Genomic DNA, 15,463 nt, shown 5'->3' on the forward strand with positions numbered 1-15,463 from the left:
AGGGGAGATGTGTTTTACTTAAGCAACTTTTTTAATGGGGCTCTCCAAATTTGGTTCGTAAGCTTTCAAAAAAGGATTCATAGCCATGGGAAACTCTGAAGCTCCAAAATCTGTAAGAACTGCCAGAATCTTTGTAAAATTGGGCACTTCATCTTGAAGTTCTAAAATCAAAGCTTTTTCCACCACGCCCATGACCTGCACCAGCGTGTTACAATCCTCATCTCCAACGCTTTGATGATTGGAAAATTGAGCCAACTCTATCCACAAATCGCATAAGAAGTTTGTATCTACTTTCATTGTACACCCCCAAAGATTTGTTCTCTCAAACAAGCTAATCCTTTTGGTGTAATTTTTGTTGAAGGAAGCACCTTATCTGTTCCATCCGGTCTTTGAATGGTGATAGCAGGGCAATCCATAAAACCTTTCTTTATCTTATCCTGATAAGGTAACAAAGGACCACTCGGAGCCCGTCGATACACCCAGTCATTCTTACGTAGGTAATTAGTTAAATCCTTTGGTCGTACTTCCAACATCTTTGCAGCTTCTATCAAACCGAATAAACCATCAGAGCGTTTTAAGCCATCAAGTGCTTTTGCCTTTGGTTCTAATTTAGCAATGATAGTGTCTTTCCGCTCGTTTTCATCTTTTAAATGCGTTAAGACACCAAGCATTACTGCTGGACTGGAGTAGTCGATCGATTGAACATAGGATTGCTTTATCTCGCCCCTACGCCATGCAACAAATAACTTAATAAGCATATAACGAACTTGAGAAGATTTTTCTGTATTCGATAATGTCGCAATCAATAACGCCTGCTCTTCGTTAAGCCAATATTCTGTTACGTTATTGCCCTTTATTACGTGCGCCACAGTGGCGCACCTCCCAAACCGTTCTATTTCTTGCATATTTCTTGTAATTAATTTTCTAACGTCACGTGTACGAACAAACCCTAATTTTTCTGCTAAGTCCACATCGCGAACACGAGGCTCGTTTTCGACTTCTCGTAATTTGATTAATTTGTCTTTATTGATAGGTAAGTATGTGCTATTATTCATTGTAATTGACCTCTTTCAGGTTAGTTAGATGTAAAGCGTTAGAGAGAGTTTTTGCGGACTTATGCTCTAGCGCTTTTTCTTTTTTGAGAATGTTAATTATTTCAGATGAAAGAGAGCGATCATTCTCAGTCGCCCGATTAAACAACCACTCCTTTAATGTATGTGGCATATTTATTTTATATTGGATCGTTTTCATTTTACCTCCATATGCACATATTTAGTACCATAAAGGTACCTTGTGTCAAGTGTATTTTAGGTATATTTTAGGTGCATGACAAAAAAAGATCGTGTGCAATTTAAATTTCTCATTCCAATTGAACTGAAAAATCAATTGGAAGAGCTTGCTGAAGCAAATCATCGTAGCCTTACGGGTGAAATTCTTGCTCGTTTAGAAGATTCTGTCCGCACTACCGTTACATTAAATCACCTACTGGCAATGAATTCAGAAGATCTCAAAAAGCTCCTTGAACAATCACTCGTGAATAAAAAACAATAAGACCGAACAGCCCATCAGAACGTTTTAAGCCTTCCAAAGCTTCTGCCTTGGGAGTTAATTCTGCAATAACATGATCTTTCTGCTCAATTTGATTTTGTAGATGATTCAAGAATCCAATCATTGCTTCTGGGCTTGAATAATCGATCTGTGGTGTTGCTACTTGCTTTGCAATCTTTTCACATTCGATGAAGTATTCTCTAGCTTGGTGCCCTTTGTCATTACGCTCTATCATCGAAAGGTGTTTAGCCATGTCTAAGGTGAGGTAATACTCCATGCTTGGACGCCCACCTTTTTCTAAATTTTTAGAAAAACCTATAAAGTCTATATTTTCTCGAAATTTGCATTCTTTAATGCGATTTTTAATCCAGTCTGCAAATTTTGATGTAATTCCCAAAAATACGTGTAATTCACGGGCATTGACGGTTTGAACAGTTTCCCGATCAATAATCCGTTCTTTAATTTCTATAAGAGTATTCATAATGAATTCCTTATGGTTAGACGTTTGTTAATGACACTCAAAAAGAGTGCCGGGCGCTAACAAACACGGCCATAAGTCCGTCGCTATGCTTTTCCCAAAAGGGTATTATATGGCATAGCCACACCCGACAGATATTATTATACGCATGTAGCATATAATGAGTCAAAGTCTTTAATGTATAGAAGACTGATTATTTCGGCAACCAATCCGCTTATGGTTCTAAGGTGTTTGTTAGGCACCTAATTCGAAGATACCTATTACTATAGAATTGTCAAGTAACAAAAATTACTTCTTGCTAAGAAAACGTTTCACATACTGTACAGTGTACATATTGAAATCATTATTTATCAATGAGTTAAGTGTACAATGTACAGTCAATTTAAAAATTCTGTCGCTAGCGATAGTTCGCGCTGTTCCGCCCCGCAACAGACCTAACCCGCTAGAAAGTACCTTTTGCATTGATTTTATTTATTTTTTTCTGAAAAAAACCAAAGTACAAGCGATAATTTTCTTTAAAAATTACAATTAAAGTGAGTAGTGTGTTGATATAGCTTAAGAACATTATTTAGCTTTCTTATTGGCGGCATATTCTTGACGAGCAAGTTGGTACTGTATGTTTTTGATTAGTCTTTCATTGGCTTTTTTTACAATAGCATCTGCAATTTCTGGCTTGGACATCACCGCAGCAATTGAGGGGCCGTCTTGTTTTGCAATGGGAAATTTATCTCCATCCACTCTTTGAAAGACATTACCTTTCAGCTTTTTTAATTCAACACGCTTTGGAAAACCCCCACCCTTGATAAAACCATGAGGCAAGATTTCTTTTTTTCCAAACATTGTGTAAGTCACACCGTGTTTTGTTTCTTTTGCTTGGAAAAATTTAAGAGGTATCGGTGTTCCAGAACCAATGATATCTGTCTCGAGAAGCTTTGCTGTAGCCTTTTCTTTAATATAAACACCTTTTTTGATACGCTTTGATTGGGCGGATGTAATGTCAGCAATTTGTTTTTCAGCAAAGCGTTCGACTTGTTTTGCAGAGGTGTTTACAGCATTACGCAAAGCCCAATTAAGGCGTGGTGCTTGAAGATTGGTAAAAGTATCTTTTACTTGTTGAAGATACCATTTTTGATGGATGATTAATTTCAACTTTTAAGCTTTTGGGCAGGAGATGTTGATGATTTGGAAGCTTTAGGTGTTTCGGTCTGTTGAAGTGAAGTTTCTTCTACATCTGGTTCAGAAGGTGTCTGTACAACTTCTTTTTCTATTAGCTTAGTCTGTTCAATTACCTTTTCAGGTTTTATTGTTGTCTTGACTCCAACAAAAGGTTTTGCGGCGTTTGCTCGTTTAAGTCGAGCATAGACATGATTGGAAACTTCAACAAATGGATTATTGGGTGTTGATGGTTCAAAGCGAATAGTGCTTTTATTGTCGCCAATAACACACATTGGCTTAGTGATGACAGCTTTCATTTTCGCTCCTTTTGAGGCAATTAATTAATGACATAATGATGTCAAATATTAATTTTTATTCTTTGAAAAATAGATTAGCCCAAATTACCAAGAAAACAGGGCCTTCTAGCCATATTAAAAGCTTGATATTTTACTGAATTTTTGGGGATATTTTTGAATTTTAGACACAATTCAACTAGTGCCGTGACGTCATTAAATACGACTTTTTATGTCATGTCAACAAAAAAATCATGATCTTGTGTTTTTTTATTTTTTGATCAAAATTTAGTATTTTAAAAGTCGCTCTTTAATTTTCTATAAATAATAACATATTTGTTGTATTTAAACATTTTAGATGTTATATTATATTTATGAACAGTCATGAATTAAAAAGATATCTTACAAAACATGGTTGCAGTTTTACTTCAGGGAAAGGCGGTCATTTGCTTGTAAAGCGTGGTTCTAAAAAATCCGTTTTACCTATGCATGGTGCGCGGAAAGAATTAGGAACAGGATTAGTTCAAAAGATTCTTAAAGATCTTGAATTGAAGTAGGTCTGAATATGGAGATGTAAATGAAATATGCACTTAAATTTATCAAAGATGATAATGATACTCTTCTTGTCCTTTGCAAAGACTTTCAGGAATTTATTACCTATGGTAACGACGAAAAAGAAGCTTTAGAAAATGCTAAAAACGCACTTTTAACAGTCATTATGGGACGTTTCCGAGATCGTGAAGTCGTTCCTTTTGGAGCTCATGATACTGCTTATCCTTTTGTTGAAGTATCTTCATTGGCCACTTTAAAAATTGCAATACATAACGCTATGATTGAAAAAGACTTACGCAAAGCTGATCTCATACGTCTTTTACAACTTCACCCAATACAAATTGACAGATTGTTGGATTTAAACCACGCAACAAAATTAGATGCTTTAGAAACCGCTCTCATTGTTCTTGGAAAAGAGATCACTATTAATGTTCAAAATGCTGCTTGAAATTTAGTGGTTTTGTGTAAAATGTTTACAAAGTGCATTCAGAGCAATATACAGCGAACCGATAAGATGTGGTAGTGATTGATCTTCTATCACAAGATATTGTAGCGCAGCGTAAAGGTTATGCTGTCTATAAAGGCGTTGTGCTTCTTTTATCGCCTCTTTCGTCTTTTCATAACAATCAGTTGCTCTTTCGACCCACTGTTTTTGTGCCGCCTCATCTGATGCAGGAGTAAAGTCATCATAAACAGCATTAGGCAATCCTTTTGCACAGAGGTAATTGTTTCTCACTTCAAGATATTTTTGCGCAGCATCATATTGATCTTGATTGATTTCACCTTGTAAATAAAGCCGACCTACGTAAGTACTTGAAATCGGATTTTTTGCTTGTTCTATGGTTAAGCCAAAGCGTTTGGCACGCATTTTAATTGCCGATTTATCCATGGATTTTTTTCTTAAGATACGTCCATTTGGTTCTCTTAGACGTCTCTTAAGTCGTGGACGTCCACGTTTTGCACGTTTTTTTCTCTTTGTCATATTTTATCAATCAAAATGGCATGCTATCACTAAGAGCTGTACTATAATCAGCAGCTCTTGAAGTGGCGGCATAACTTTCGGAAGTGATAGGTGAAGAGGTATGGGATGCAAGTTGATTGTTCTTTACATCAAGCAACTTCAACTCACCTCTGTATTGAGGCAGGACAATCTCTATTGTGGAATGATCTTGTCCATTTTTATCTTGCCATTTGCGTGTCTGAAGCTGTCCTTCAAGATAAACTTTACTTCCTTTCCTGAGATACTGAAGAGCAATTTTTGCTAAATGTGGATTAAAAATCACCACAGAATGCCATTCAGTTTTTTCTATTTTTTGATGGGTCTTTTTATCTGTATAGCTCTGAGAGGTTGCCAACCGAAAATTGACTATTTCTGCTCCAGAATTCATTGTTTTGCTTTCGGGATTAGCACCAAGGCGTCCGATTAATGTCACTTTATTGAGCATGTTTTTCCTGACCTTAAACTTGTATTTTATAGACATAAGATCTTAACATGATTTGCTTATTTTTTCAATTATTTCAATAATATATTATTATAATTTAACATATTAAATTATGTTTTACATGACTAATTAATAAATAATCGATTGACATAAATGCATGGTGTATCGTATCAAGTAACAAAGGGGTAATATATGGCAATCGTTAGTTTTAAGCATAAAGGGTTGAAGTTATTCTTCGAAAGAGGAATTGTTAAAGGAATACAACCTGCACACGCGAAAAAATTAGCAAATATTTTGGTAATTTTAGATACAATATCCGCACCCGAACAAGTAACGATTAAGTCGTATCGTTTACATGAACTTACTGGCGTTTTAAAAGGTTATTGGTCTATGCGTGTAAATGCAAATTGGCGTGTTACTTTTCGTTTTATTGGAACAGATGTTGAACTTGTTGATTATCAAGACTATCACTGATTTTGAGGTATTATGATGATGTACAATCCTCCACACCCTGGTGGCATTTTGAAAGAAGAATTGCTTGATACATTAGGATTAACAATAACAGAAGCAGCAAATCATCTCGGCATTGCACGTTTAACTTTATCCCGTGTCCTAAACGGTCATGCAGCCATCAGTATTAACCTTGCTTTACGATTAGAAAAGGCTGGTTTGAACGATGCCGAATTTTGGCTTAAATTACAACAAAAGCATGATCTCTGGCAAGCACGGCAGAACACTCCACTCCCTAATATTTTATCCTTAGAACAAGCAGGACATCTTTAGAATTTCTAATTCTAAAATAAATTAATAATTCTTTGAACAGCGTTAGCTATAGCGCCTGTTTCTTTAGTAGCATTACAAATTTTCAGAAATATTTCTTTCCAGTTTTTGCCAGAACGCTTAACTTGGTTTATTACAACCTTTTGTAAAATAGGTTTAAGCGACCTCAGCACTGTCAAATTTCTTTTGAAATGCTTTTCTTTTTTTTAGATTTCTTAAATTCTTGATGAAGAGCTTTCTCTATCTCCTGATCCATTTTTTTCAACATTGGTTCATCATCTTGATCGTCCATCACCATCTTTACAGAATGTTTTTTGATGTTTTTGTTCACCTCCTCTATGAGAGGCTCGATATTCAGAATATTCCGTGGCACATTGCCCCCATAGATCCAGGCTTTTACCTGCGCTTTGGTACTGAAATCAGCATTTTCTGGTATGGTGTAATACTGGCCACCATCAAACTTTTCACACTCTCTCGTGCCATCTTCATATTCGTAAAGATTGTAAAAATATTCTGCCGCTCCATCCCCCCACGGCACATGACCAATTGCCGTTGCTACAAATTTCTTCTGCATCGGCTGTTGACGGTTTGTTAAGAACAACTGTTTTAAATTTAAAATCTGCATCTTTTTTCCTATTTTTACGTCACACTCTGTTTGATTCAAATTTGACCACACAGCGCTTTTTATGTTGCTAATGCGGAATTTCATCAAAAAACTATCAGATCTCTTTCTATGGTATGTTTCTGTCGATTTAAATACATATACAATCACAAAACGATCACCACTTTTCACTATTTTGCTGAAACCTTCTCTCCAAATCCATTCAAAACATTTTCAGCTTCTATCCTTTCAACAAGCCTGAGAGGACTTGCTTTTTCTCTTTCACAGCTCTTCATAACGGCTTTACGAACTAAATTAGCTTTGGATAAAAGCTCGTTTTCTAAAGCATGGCACAACTTTACAAGCTCACGAGTGCTAGGAAAAAACGTATCCGATAAACCATCAATTTCACCGCATAAAATCCGCTTAACCGTTCTCATCAGCGACCAAGATGAAACCGTTTCTAAAGCCATGCCATAAGCAAGCGCTATACCTCATAATCTGAGCGCTGTGGAATTTTCAAACCACAGGAAAGCATGCGAAGAGCCTTAGAGATATCCTCTTTATCAGCTTTCACCGCAAACAGCTCTTGAAGCCGATCATAAGCCTCTAAAGCAATCGTTTCTTGCTGTTTGGTCAACTGGGTACCATCCACTAAGCTCAAGGGGAAACCCGGCGCTATCATGCTGTGAACTTGATTCAAAGTATCCTCGAGCGCCGATATCAAGGACACTGTCTGCAATCCGTTCCCCAACGCTTTTTTGGCCTTGAGAGCGTTGTTGTTCATAGTTCTTCCTTTCCTCTAATTTTTCGATCGCTCTACGAACCCAATTACGCCAGGTTGCTTGCCAATCATGCTTGGTAGCGTCCTTTCCTGTCTTCGCATTCCAGTAATCTCGAAATTTTGCTTTCTCGATGTTCACACGCTCTGGAGGTAAGCCCTCTGCAATGGCAAACTCGTAATCAGGCTCAAAATCCTCAGGCAGTCGACAGCCTCGATTAGCTTGCGCTCGTTTTGCTTTTTGGGAAATGTTCTCTTGCTCGTGAATGGGAGGTTGGTTGTCTGATGAGGTTGCGATTTGATTTGGTTGGTTCTTAACAGCATCAACCTCTGTTGGCTCTTCAATCAAATCGATAGGTTCTAAACTTTCAGAACCAAGTTCTTTTTTTGATAATACGATAGTATTAGTTTTTTTATTATAACTGTTATTGTTATTGTTATTGTTATTGTTAATGGCATCATTAAGCATTGCATATGCATTGCTTGTGCATTGCTCACGCATTGCACGTGCATCATTATTACTTTTATCTCTATTTTTATCCCACCTAGCTTTTGCTGCTTTTGAAGCCTTTTCCGAAGCTTTATCTAAATTCTCATTACAGTTGTTAAGTTCTTCTTCAACTTTTAAACTCCATAAACGACCATCTTCTAAACGTATGATCTTCTCATCACGTAACAAGATATCTAATGTATTTTTTAGAACTCTAACTGAACAACCAGCCCACCGTGCTAATTTAGGAGCATCTTCAACAATAGGTCGGCGCTCTTCGCACATGTATAAGACAAGAGTCATATAAAGACCTTTTTCTACTATACTCATGCCACTAACATCTACAATCCATTGTGATGAAAACAGCCTCGTCCATGGCAACTTAGTTGACATGCATTTCTCCTCTTTTGTGCTTATGCCATCTTGCTATCGCTGCTTTTGAAGCTCGCTCTGAAAATTTATTATACTCTTGATTAAATGCCGCTGATCCATGCCATAAATCGCTATTCTCTAAACGCGTGATATGACCCGTGCTTATTAAAACATCTAATGCCTTTTGAAACTTTCTTACTGAACAGCCACACCAGCCTGCTAAATAAGCAGCATTATTTAAAAGAGGCGCTTGCTTTTCTGTCATAAGCAACATTAATGTTGTGTAAACACCTTTCTCCGTTGCTTGCAAACCCATGAGCTCTTTTAAAAACTGAGTGGAATAAAATCTTACGCAAGGAACTCTACTAATGGACATCACTGATCTCCTTTTCTCGAACTAAATATACAATTGCCAAAGCATCTGCCTCATTATCATCACAAGGACAGTGCCCTTTGGAACGCATTGCCTCTATCATCTCTTTTTTCGAAGCATTTCCTTTCCCTGTTGTTGCTTTCTTTATCGTACCAACAGGAATGCCCTTATACGGGATCCGGTAATGTTCGCACCACGCCGTTAACGTTGCTAAAAAGCCGCCATAAACATGTGCTGCATCCGTACCAACATGACGCCTCACCTCTTCAAAGTACACCGCTTCAATTCCATCAACTTACCTATTTAGTTCAGAAAGCCACTGCTTAAAACGCAAATAACGCATTCCACCGCCTTCAAAGCGGCGTGATTGAAAATCTTCTGTATCGCTTATTATATGACCACCTGCACCGCAGAGCGCCCAACCAGTCTTGGTGCCTAGATCAAGGCATAAAATGGCGTCAATCATGATACTTCATCCTTCCTTTTGGTCGATTATCACAACCAATCTGTTGAGTTTCGTATTCCATGAGAAAAAGAAGACAGCAAGCTGCATGAGCCAAGTGTGGCAATCCGCTTTCAAGATCTTTATCTTCTCCACCAAACCAAGCTAATAAATGACGTAAAGCAGCTCCATACAAACGGCTCCAATTCATACCAGAACGCCAATTATTAGCCCCATACTTATTGGCTCCAAATTCCAAAACACGACCAATATCAAGCAATGTCAGTGGTGGAATAAGATCAACACGCGGTTTATCAATATCATTCTTATGGGCTTTAAAAACCACGATTATCTCCCCTCAAGACTATAACGTGCTTATATTGCGTGTTCACCACATCGCATGTATTTCTGTAAACTATCTATGAAATGCTTTTTGAAACCGTACGCATTACTATATGCCTTTATAGACAATGATGGTCCTAAAGCACTTTTAGCTATTAAATTATCATTTTCATCAAGAGAAAAATCCCAATCAGAATCGCTAAAAACAATTGTGCTGCCATCTGGAAAATGCATTTCTTTTGTTAAATCTTCTAAAATGCAAAAAGTATAAGATGAGCTTTGCATTTCTTTATGAAAGACATAAAAATCAACAAAAAACACGATTACATTAGCCATAAAAAACACAATCATTGCTGATAAACCGTAATCCATCTTTATTTTCTTTCTTTATAGTGAATTGTATTATCATGCTCCCCTAAAGCCGTTGTATATCCTTGCACTCACACTCATCTCTGCAACCAGAAAAATTATCGCAAATGGCTTCCATTAATCGCATGTATTGTTGCAATATTTTAATCAGTGCTTCTTGTTCCTTAGTTGTTTTCGTGAGAGTTTTTAAGAACCTTTGTTGTTGCTGAATAATAAAAGAGAATAGTAATAATATGCTAGATAGTGTGACTAAGGTGTTTAATATTTCCATTATTACATTTTGGCTCATTGATTATCTCCATCCTCGATTTTCGTATGACAACCTATTAATCTACAAAGCTGCGTGTAGAGTTTCTTCAATATTCTGTTGCTCATGATTTTTCTTCTTTAAGAGTGTGAATGCTGCTGTTGGTGCTCGTTATTATCTATGTAGAAACCGTAAAAGTAGGCATAGGGCTTAGGAATATTTTTCAATTAAATCTTTTTGTTTTTGAATTAAATCTTCTTGTTCACGTATTATGTCTTCCATTATTTTATCTGTCTCTTTTTCGAACGTTTTCATCGTTTTACGAAAGCGCAAACAACCCAAAAACATGATTACATTGATTATAAAAAGCGTAAGCACCGCTGCCAAATTGGAATCCATCTTTATTTCCTTTCTTCATAGTGTAATTGTATTATCATGCTCCCTAAAGCCTTTGCATATCGTTGCACTCACACTCATCTCTGCAACCAGAAATATCATCACAAAATGAGAGTGGAGAGGAATCTTGAGGCTTTGTTATTTCGTTAAAAACAGAAGTCGCATCAGAGCTTCCTTTCAATTTTTGCAGCTTTAAATAATTTATTACAGAGATAGATCCTCTTTTTTCCCATTTGCAAACAGCGGCTTGAGTTACACCAAGCATTTTAGCCATCCCTGATTGTGTCCAATTAAATTTGTTTCGTATTGACTTAGTCAAATTCTTAAAATCTTCTCGTTGATCCATTTACAAGCTCCAATAACAGCTTTGTCTTATTTTATTCATATAATTATAGTTATATACAGTCAAGGAAATTTATCTTTATCAACGATAAAAAAATAAGGTAAGCAGAAGTATGAGTAATAAATCTAATATCATAAGCACATTAAAAAAGATTTTGACCGAATTTAACTTAACGCAAGAAGATGTAGCTAGGCGGTTAAACGTAACACAAGCTTCAGTATCTAAATGGTTAAAAGATTCTGATCCCCGCGGCTCTAATCGTGATGCCATTCTAGAACTATATAAAGAATTAAAGGGAGATAACCATTTAACAACTTTCGTTCCTCTTATGGGATATATAGGAGCAGGAACGCAAATAGACCCAAGTTTTGAACAAATCCCTGAAGATGGTCTTGAACAAATAGAAATTCCCTTTGTTTTACCTGATGATATGATTGCCTTTGAAGTTAAAGGAGATTCTATGCTTCCTGTTTATAAAAATGGAGACATGGTTATTGCAAGACGGCGTCAAATCAAAACGATAGAATACTTCTTTGGAAAAGAAGCGGTTATTCTCACACATGATAATAAAAGATATATAAAACAGATTAGTAGAGGTATGAATGGCGAAATAGATTTGCTTTCTTGGAATGCGCCTCCCATTAAAAATGCTAAAATTACATGGATTGGGGAAATTTTTGCTACCTTACCAACAAGCTCTTACAGTAAAATGATTCGATCTTATCGCTAATTATCAGTTACGCTAAAAGGCATTTTCCCTTTCTACTTTTGCAAAATGTTATAATGGTTTTTATTAAAGTATAACTTTTTATAATTTTTTACTTGATATTTTATAATTATAATTATAATTATATTAATTAATAAAAGCTACAAACACACACAAACAACAGTCGCAAGGCATTAGAGGGGGTAGATATGAAAAAGCCGATTTTTATTAATCCAAATGAAATTCTTTTAGCAATGTGCAGTAATGAAAACGAAAACACTGCACGTTCTGGACCTTTTTATGATGAAACAGAAGTATTGAACTTTTTATCTGACATCGATGATGTGGAAAGAATTATTCGCATCGAGCTCTCAACAAATCGATGGGAAGATATTTCCGAAGAAATTGCTGAAGAATATTTAGATCAAAGCAGCTGGATGCTTGATGAAGATAGCGATATTCCTCCTTTTGTAGAATACAGCGATGCCTATGAAGCTTTTAAAAAAGATCTCGAAGATCAAAAAATTGATGATGAGATCTATGGCACTTATGAAGAGCAACACCGTCTCAGACTCTCTGATGTGATTTAAAGAGGAATCTTTAACATGACACATTCTCCTTTAAGCCTTATATCGCAAAAATATGGCTTCTCAGAACAAGAGTTTCGTAAAACCATTGTTAAAACCTGTATCAGTCATAACTTCTCTGATGAAGAATTTGCTGCTTTTATTTCCGTCGCTAATACTTATGGACTCAATCCACTCACAAAAGAGATTTACGCTCTTCCTAAAAGAGGTGGCGGTATTATTCCTGTTGTCTCTATTGATGGATGGATCAAGATCATCAAATCAAATCCTAAATTTGACGGAATGACCTTTCAAGATCAACTCGATAAGGACGGAAATCTGATCGCCATCAAATGTGCTATTCGTTTGAAAGAAATTAAAGATCCTATTGAGGTCACTGAATATCTTAACGAATGTAAACAAAAAACTGACCCATGGCAGAAATATCCTGCACGTATGTTGCGTCATAAAGCGGTCATCCAATGTGCTCGTTATGCTTTCGGATTTTCCGGTATTTATGACGAAGATGAAGCGGAACGGATTAATCAGGGCGCCCGTTCACAAAGGCAGCCTGTCTCCGATGAAATGATCATGGAAATCCAAAGCCTCATGCATGAAACACAAACAGACGAAACGAAAGTTTTGAGCTTTGCAAATGTCAGAAATATAACAGATCTTTCTCTTCAAGAAGGACAGACTGTTTTGCATCTCTTACAGAAAAAAAGAGAAAAACAAACTCCTCAAGAACAACAGCCGGTTGAAATTGTCTATGACTATGATGACACCTACAGTCAAGACAGTGTTCATCACCCAGAGCAACGGGCGGTGTGAAATGAGGCAAAGAACTGCAGAATGGTTTCAAGCACGTTTAGGGAAGGTCACCTCTTCAAATATTTACAACGTCCTTAGTCGAACTACTAAAAACTTGCCCACAAGCAAATATGAAGAATACAAAATCAAACTCATGACAGAACGTTTAGTCGGTGAAATAAGCCAATCTTATACAACAGCAGCGATGCAATGGGGGATTGAACATGAAGAGAATGCATTGAAAGAATATGCCTTCATTTACGATACAGAGGTCACTCAATGTGGTTTCATTCAACATCCTACAATTCAAATGGCCGGAGCAAGTCCTGATGGGCTCATTGGTGAGAATGGATTAGTTGAAATTAAATGTCCCCAGTCTGCAAACCACCTTCGTTTCTGGATGACAGAAACAATCAAACCAGAATATTTAGCACAAATGCACTTTCAAATGGCTTGTACAGGACGTCAGTGGTGTGATTTTGTGAGCTATGATCCGCGGTTTGCAGAACAATCCGCTCACTTACGTCTTAAGGTTCAGCGTATTCATCGCAATGATGAACAGATAGAATCCATCAATCAAGCGGTTGAAACTTTTTTAGAAGAAATCGAACAAGAGATAAAACAGATTACAGCTCAAGCTGCTTAAAGTTAGGGGGGTGCTTTCTCCTCCCAGCACCCCCACCCATTATCATTATTCTCAACACGTCGATAATAAGGAAAATTTCAAATGAACGAAGAAAAATTAACTGCCTCAATAGAAAAAATAAGTTTATTCGAACAAGCTTTACTGTCGATGCGCTTGCAACGACTTGTTAATATACAAGATCTCTCAATTTATCTCGGAATGTCAATGACCTACATTAGAGAGCTTGTGAAAATTGGAGCTTTTCCTAAGTCTATACAAGAAGGACGTTATTTAAAATGGGATCTTGTTGAAATTGATCGTTATATTGAAGCCAAAAAAACTGAAAGAGATTCAGTATAATTGTTCTAAAAGATGAGGAGGAGATCAAAATGCTAAAAAGGTACCTCAAAAAGTAACAATGATTCGCATTTTAGCATCATCGTGGTGCCGTCTGATGGCGTTATAATGGAGTTGTAAAAGGTGGTTCAAAAGGTGGTTTAATTTTTTATGATTTTTAATAAGCCGTTGAAAAATAAGGGAAAATTCAGATGCCCTGGTGCGGACGGCGGGACTTGAACCCGCAAGGCCTTAGGCCGGCAGATTTTAAGTCTGCTATGTTTACCGATTTCATCACGTCCGCGGACAATTTCTCATAAGCTATATCTTCTATTGAATCAAGGATTAATAATAAACAGGTGAGGTATTCAGCTTTTAATAAAATTTTTGACAGAAAATTTATAATTTTTATGGCTAAAATCTGTATGATGCTTGTGATAAAAGAAAACAATTCATGCTATGAGTGGATTTGTTTATAATATAACTAAAGCTATAATGGTTTTACATAATTTTTTGAAAATGCTGTTTCAGTGAAATAATTTTTTAGTCAAAAATATGATGCAAATATTTGTTTAAAATATAGAGATTTAATAGTTATTATATACAGTTATATAAAGTTTGTGGTGCTATTTTGTTTCTTATAATTCTTGATAGATTGCAAACGATAGTTTGATGTTAAGTTGCTTTGCAATAAAATTAAAATTCCAGTGAGAAAAACAAATCAGATTTGATACTTGTATCTGTAGGAAGAAGTGGTTGATTAGTGATGTAAGTAATTTATTTTGTTAATGTGATTGGCAAGCAGAGTATCTTTTTATTAAACTACAGGAAGTTGAAAGGTGGTTTTTTTTATTTTTAATAATGGGAAACATATCAAATTAGGAAATGTTGATACGTTTGTAGATGAGACTATTGTAGCTGAAATGAGTATAATTAAATTGTGAGATATTGAAGCAGTTCTTACATATTGTACTATTATAGTTCTTAAAAATCGAATTGTTTTGACAATGATTGAAATCCTGAATTGTGGAGGTATTGTTTTTGAGATAGTTTTTGTTGATTGACGCTCTGAAAAGTATTTTTCGTGAAGAGAAAAATCTTCTAATTATTTTTAATAGTAATTTTGATTGTAAATATTTTTTAGGCATTAAAAAACAAAACTCGCCTTTTCAGGGGGTAGAGCAATATTTTATTTTTAGCTTTTAGCAATATAGTTTTGAGCTCAAATTATTATTTTAATGACGAGATTATACACTTTTAGTGCCTTACGAAATTAGTTATAAGTTTTTATTCTGTGTTGATTTTTATTAAAAAAACATATTAATTTCCATACCTTATAAAGATAAATTAAATAATTTTATTAGAAATATCGTTATGTTACAGATGATTATAGAATTATTTAGTTTTGTAATTTGA

General features: G+C 35.9%; 24 protein-coding genes, 1 tRNA gene and 3 pseudogenes. 10 read left to right on the top strand and 18 right to left on the bottom strand.

The window, feature by feature from the left end:
• Positions 1-18: 18 nt before the first annotated feature.
• From ACJTDF_RS01800 to ACJTDF_RS01810, 3 genes are read right to left on the bottom strand one after another with little or no spacing between them, the layout of a single operon-like run.
• On the bottom strand, positions 19-297 hold the full coding sequence (locus ACJTDF_RS01800; RefSeq protein WP_407965892.1) for a hypothetical protein: 279 nt from the start codon (positions 295-297) through the stop codon (positions 19-21).
• The gene (locus tag ACJTDF_RS01805; RefSeq protein ID WP_407965893.1) at positions 294-1,055 is read right to left on the bottom strand and encodes a phage antirepressor KilAC domain-containing protein; all 762 of its coding nucleotides are present in this window, start codon (positions 1,053-1,055) and stop codon (positions 294-296) included. The genes ACJTDF_RS01800 and ACJTDF_RS01805 overlap by 4 nt, the downstream gene beginning before the upstream one ends.
• Positions 1,048-1,251, bottom strand: a complete 204-nt coding sequence (locus ACJTDF_RS01810; RefSeq protein WP_004859798.1) for an Arc family DNA-binding protein — start codon at positions 1,249-1,251, stop codon at positions 1,048-1,050. Before ACJTDF_RS01810 ends, ACJTDF_RS01805 begins: the two co-directional genes overlap by 8 nt.
• Positions 1,252-1,326: 75 nt before the next feature.
• On the opposite strand from ACJTDF_RS01810, the gene ACJTDF_RS01815 reads away from it, so the two are divergent.
• Positions 1,327-1,551 carry an Arc family DNA-binding protein gene (locus tag ACJTDF_RS01815; RefSeq protein ID WP_015856236.1) on the top strand — a complete coding sequence of 75 codons (225 nt, stop codon included), beginning with the start codon at positions 1,327-1,329 and terminating at the stop codon, positions 1,549-1,551.
• Here ACJTDF_RS01815 and ACJTDF_RS01820 read toward each other — a convergent pair.
• The 3 genes and pseudogenes from ACJTDF_RS01820 to ACJTDF_RS01830 form a co-directional block, all read right to left on the bottom strand.
• Positions 1,547-2,029 (bottom strand): annotated as a pseudogene (locus ACJTDF_RS01820) (antA/AntB antirepressor family protein); the annotation flags it as partial. The gene ACJTDF_RS01815 and the pseudogene ACJTDF_RS01820 sit on opposite strands and share 5 nt — an antisense overlap.
• Positions 2,030-2,590: 561 nt before the next feature.
• Positions 2,591-3,175, bottom strand: coding sequence for a hypothetical protein (locus ACJTDF_RS01825; RefSeq protein ID WP_407965894.1), 585 nt, complete (start codon positions 3,173-3,175; stop codon positions 2,591-2,593).
• Positions 3,172-3,498 (bottom strand): hypothetical protein, encoded by a 327-nt coding sequence (locus tag ACJTDF_RS01830; RefSeq protein WP_407965895.1) that lies wholly within the window; start codon positions 3,496-3,498, stop codon positions 3,172-3,174. Before ACJTDF_RS01830 ends, ACJTDF_RS01825 begins: the two co-directional genes overlap by 4 nt.
• 350 nt (positions 3,499-3,848) lie before the next feature.
• Here ACJTDF_RS01830 and ACJTDF_RS01835 point away from each other — a divergent pair, with 350 nt between their 5' ends.
• Positions 3,849-4,031, top strand: coding sequence for a type II toxin-antitoxin system HicA family toxin (locus ACJTDF_RS01835; protein WP_407965896.1), 183 nt, complete (start codon positions 3,849-3,851; stop codon positions 4,029-4,031).
• A gap of 20 nt (positions 4,032-4,051) precedes the next feature.
• A complete protein-coding gene (locus ACJTDF_RS01840; RefSeq protein ID WP_078680044.1) occupies positions 4,052-4,474 on the top strand; it encodes a type II toxin-antitoxin system HicB family antitoxin in 423 nt (140 codons plus the stop codon).
• A 3-nt stretch (positions 4,475-4,477) separates the two neighbouring features.
• Here the strand turns inward: ACJTDF_RS01840 and ACJTDF_RS01845 are convergent, their stop codons facing one another.
• Both ACJTDF_RS01845 and ssb read right to left on the bottom strand, forming a co-directional pair.
• Complete coding sequence (locus tag ACJTDF_RS01845; protein ID WP_407965897.1) at positions 4,478-5,008, bottom strand: hypothetical protein; 531 nt, start codon at positions 5,006-5,008, stop codon at positions 4,478-4,480.
• A gap of 10 nt (positions 5,009-5,018) precedes the next feature.
• A complete protein-coding gene (ssb, locus tag ACJTDF_RS01850) occupies positions 5,019-5,471 on the bottom strand; it encodes a single-stranded DNA-binding protein (RefSeq protein WP_407965898.1) in 453 nt (150 codons plus the stop codon).
• A 189-nt stretch (positions 5,472-5,660) separates the two neighbouring features.
• On the opposite strand from ssb, the gene ACJTDF_RS01855 reads away from it, so the two are divergent.
• Complete coding sequence (locus ACJTDF_RS01855; protein ID WP_249677308.1) at positions 5,661-5,942, top strand: type II toxin-antitoxin system RelE/ParE family toxin; 282 nt, start codon at positions 5,661-5,663, stop codon at positions 5,940-5,942.
• A 15-nt stretch (positions 5,943-5,957) separates the two neighbouring features.
• Positions 5,958-6,251: a HigA family addiction module antitoxin gene (locus tag ACJTDF_RS01860; protein ID WP_407965899.1), complete on the top strand. Its 294-nt coding sequence runs from the start codon at positions 5,958-5,960 to the stop codon at positions 6,249-6,251.
• 301 nt (positions 6,252-6,552) lie between these two features.
• Here ACJTDF_RS01860 and ACJTDF_RS01865 read toward each other — a convergent pair.
• The 9 genes and pseudogenes from ACJTDF_RS01865 to ACJTDF_RS01905 form a co-directional block, all read right to left on the bottom strand.
• Positions 6,553-6,873: pseudogene (locus tag ACJTDF_RS01865) on the bottom strand (hypothetical protein); the annotation flags it as partial.
• A 167-nt stretch (positions 6,874-7,040) separates the two neighbouring features.
• A complete protein-coding gene (locus ACJTDF_RS01870; RefSeq protein WP_407965900.1) occupies positions 7,041-7,322 on the bottom strand; it encodes a hypothetical protein in 282 nt (93 codons plus the stop codon).
• A 126-nt stretch (positions 7,323-7,448) separates the two neighbouring features.
• A complete protein-coding gene (locus ACJTDF_RS01875; RefSeq protein ID WP_407965901.1) occupies positions 7,449-8,513 on the bottom strand; it encodes a DUF1376 domain-containing protein in 1,065 nt (354 codons plus the stop codon).
• Entirely contained in the window at positions 8,503-8,868 is a 366-nt protein-coding gene (locus tag ACJTDF_RS01880) for a DUF1376 domain-containing protein (RefSeq protein ID WP_407965902.1), read from the bottom strand. Before ACJTDF_RS01880 ends, ACJTDF_RS01875 begins: the two co-directional genes overlap by 11 nt.
• A pseudogene (locus ACJTDF_RS01885) lies at positions 8,858-9,331 on the bottom strand (crossover junction endodeoxyribonuclease RuvC). The gene ACJTDF_RS01880 and the pseudogene ACJTDF_RS01885 overlap by 11 nt, the downstream one beginning before the upstream one ends.
• Positions 9,324-9,653, bottom strand: a complete 330-nt coding sequence (locus ACJTDF_RS01890) for a dATP/dGTP diphosphohydrolase domain-containing protein (protein ID WP_407965903.1) — start codon at positions 9,651-9,653, stop codon at positions 9,324-9,326. Before ACJTDF_RS01890 ends, ACJTDF_RS01885 begins: the two are co-directional and overlap by 8 nt.
• A 29-nt stretch (positions 9,654-9,682) precedes the next feature.
• Positions 9,683-10,021 carry a hypothetical protein gene (locus ACJTDF_RS01895; protein WP_407965904.1) on the bottom strand — a complete coding sequence of 113 codons (339 nt, stop codon included), beginning with the start codon at positions 10,019-10,021 and terminating at the stop codon, positions 9,683-9,685.
• A gap of 454 nt (positions 10,022-10,475) precedes the next feature.
• On the bottom strand, positions 10,476-10,664 hold the full coding sequence (locus ACJTDF_RS01900) for a hypothetical protein (protein ID WP_407965905.1): 189 nt from the start codon (positions 10,662-10,664) through the stop codon (positions 10,476-10,478).
• A gap of 43 nt (positions 10,665-10,707) precedes the next feature.
• Positions 10,708-11,007: a helix-turn-helix transcriptional regulator gene (locus tag ACJTDF_RS01905; RefSeq protein WP_407965906.1), complete on the bottom strand. Its 300-nt coding sequence runs from the start codon at positions 11,005-11,007 to the stop codon at positions 10,708-10,710.
• Positions 11,008-11,116: 109 nt separating this feature from the next.
• Here ACJTDF_RS01905 and ACJTDF_RS01910 point away from each other — a divergent pair, with 109 nt between their 5' ends.
• From ACJTDF_RS01910 to ACJTDF_RS01930, 5 genes are all read left to right on the top strand, one after another.
• The gene (locus ACJTDF_RS01910) at positions 11,117-11,734 is read left to right on the top strand and encodes a helix-turn-helix transcriptional regulator (RefSeq protein WP_407965907.1); all 618 of its coding nucleotides are present in this window, start codon (positions 11,117-11,119) and stop codon (positions 11,732-11,734) included.
• A 185-nt stretch (positions 11,735-11,919) separates the two neighbouring features.
• On the top strand, positions 11,920-12,300 hold the full coding sequence (locus tag ACJTDF_RS01915) for a hypothetical protein (RefSeq protein WP_249678004.1): 381 nt from the start codon (positions 11,920-11,922) through the stop codon (positions 12,298-12,300).
• A gap of 15 nt (positions 12,301-12,315) precedes the next feature.
• Positions 12,316-13,107: a phage recombination protein Bet gene (gene bet / locus ACJTDF_RS01920; protein ID WP_407965908.1), complete on the top strand. Its 792-nt coding sequence runs from the start codon at positions 12,316-12,318 to the stop codon at positions 13,105-13,107.
• Between the two features lies 1 nt (position 13,108).
• On the top strand, positions 13,109-13,732 hold the full coding sequence (locus tag ACJTDF_RS01925; RefSeq protein WP_407965909.1) for a lambda exonuclease family protein: 624 nt from the start codon (positions 13,109-13,111) through the stop codon (positions 13,730-13,732).
• 81 nt (positions 13,733-13,813) lie between these two features.
• Complete coding sequence (locus tag ACJTDF_RS01930) at positions 13,814-14,071, top strand: helix-turn-helix transcriptional regulator (protein ID WP_407965910.1); 258 nt, start codon at positions 13,814-13,816, stop codon at positions 14,069-14,071.
• Between the two features lie 194 nt (positions 14,072-14,265).
• On the opposite strand, the gene ACJTDF_RS01935 is transcribed toward ACJTDF_RS01930, so the two are convergent.
• Positions 14,266-14,351 (bottom strand) — tRNA-Leu (locus ACJTDF_RS01935).
• Positions 14,352-15,463: the final 1,112 nt, after the last annotated feature.

The organism is Bartonella bennetti (genome assembly GCF_045945445.1).
Lineage (GTDB): Bacteria > Pseudomonadota > Alphaproteobacteria > Rhizobiales > Rhizobiaceae > Bartonella.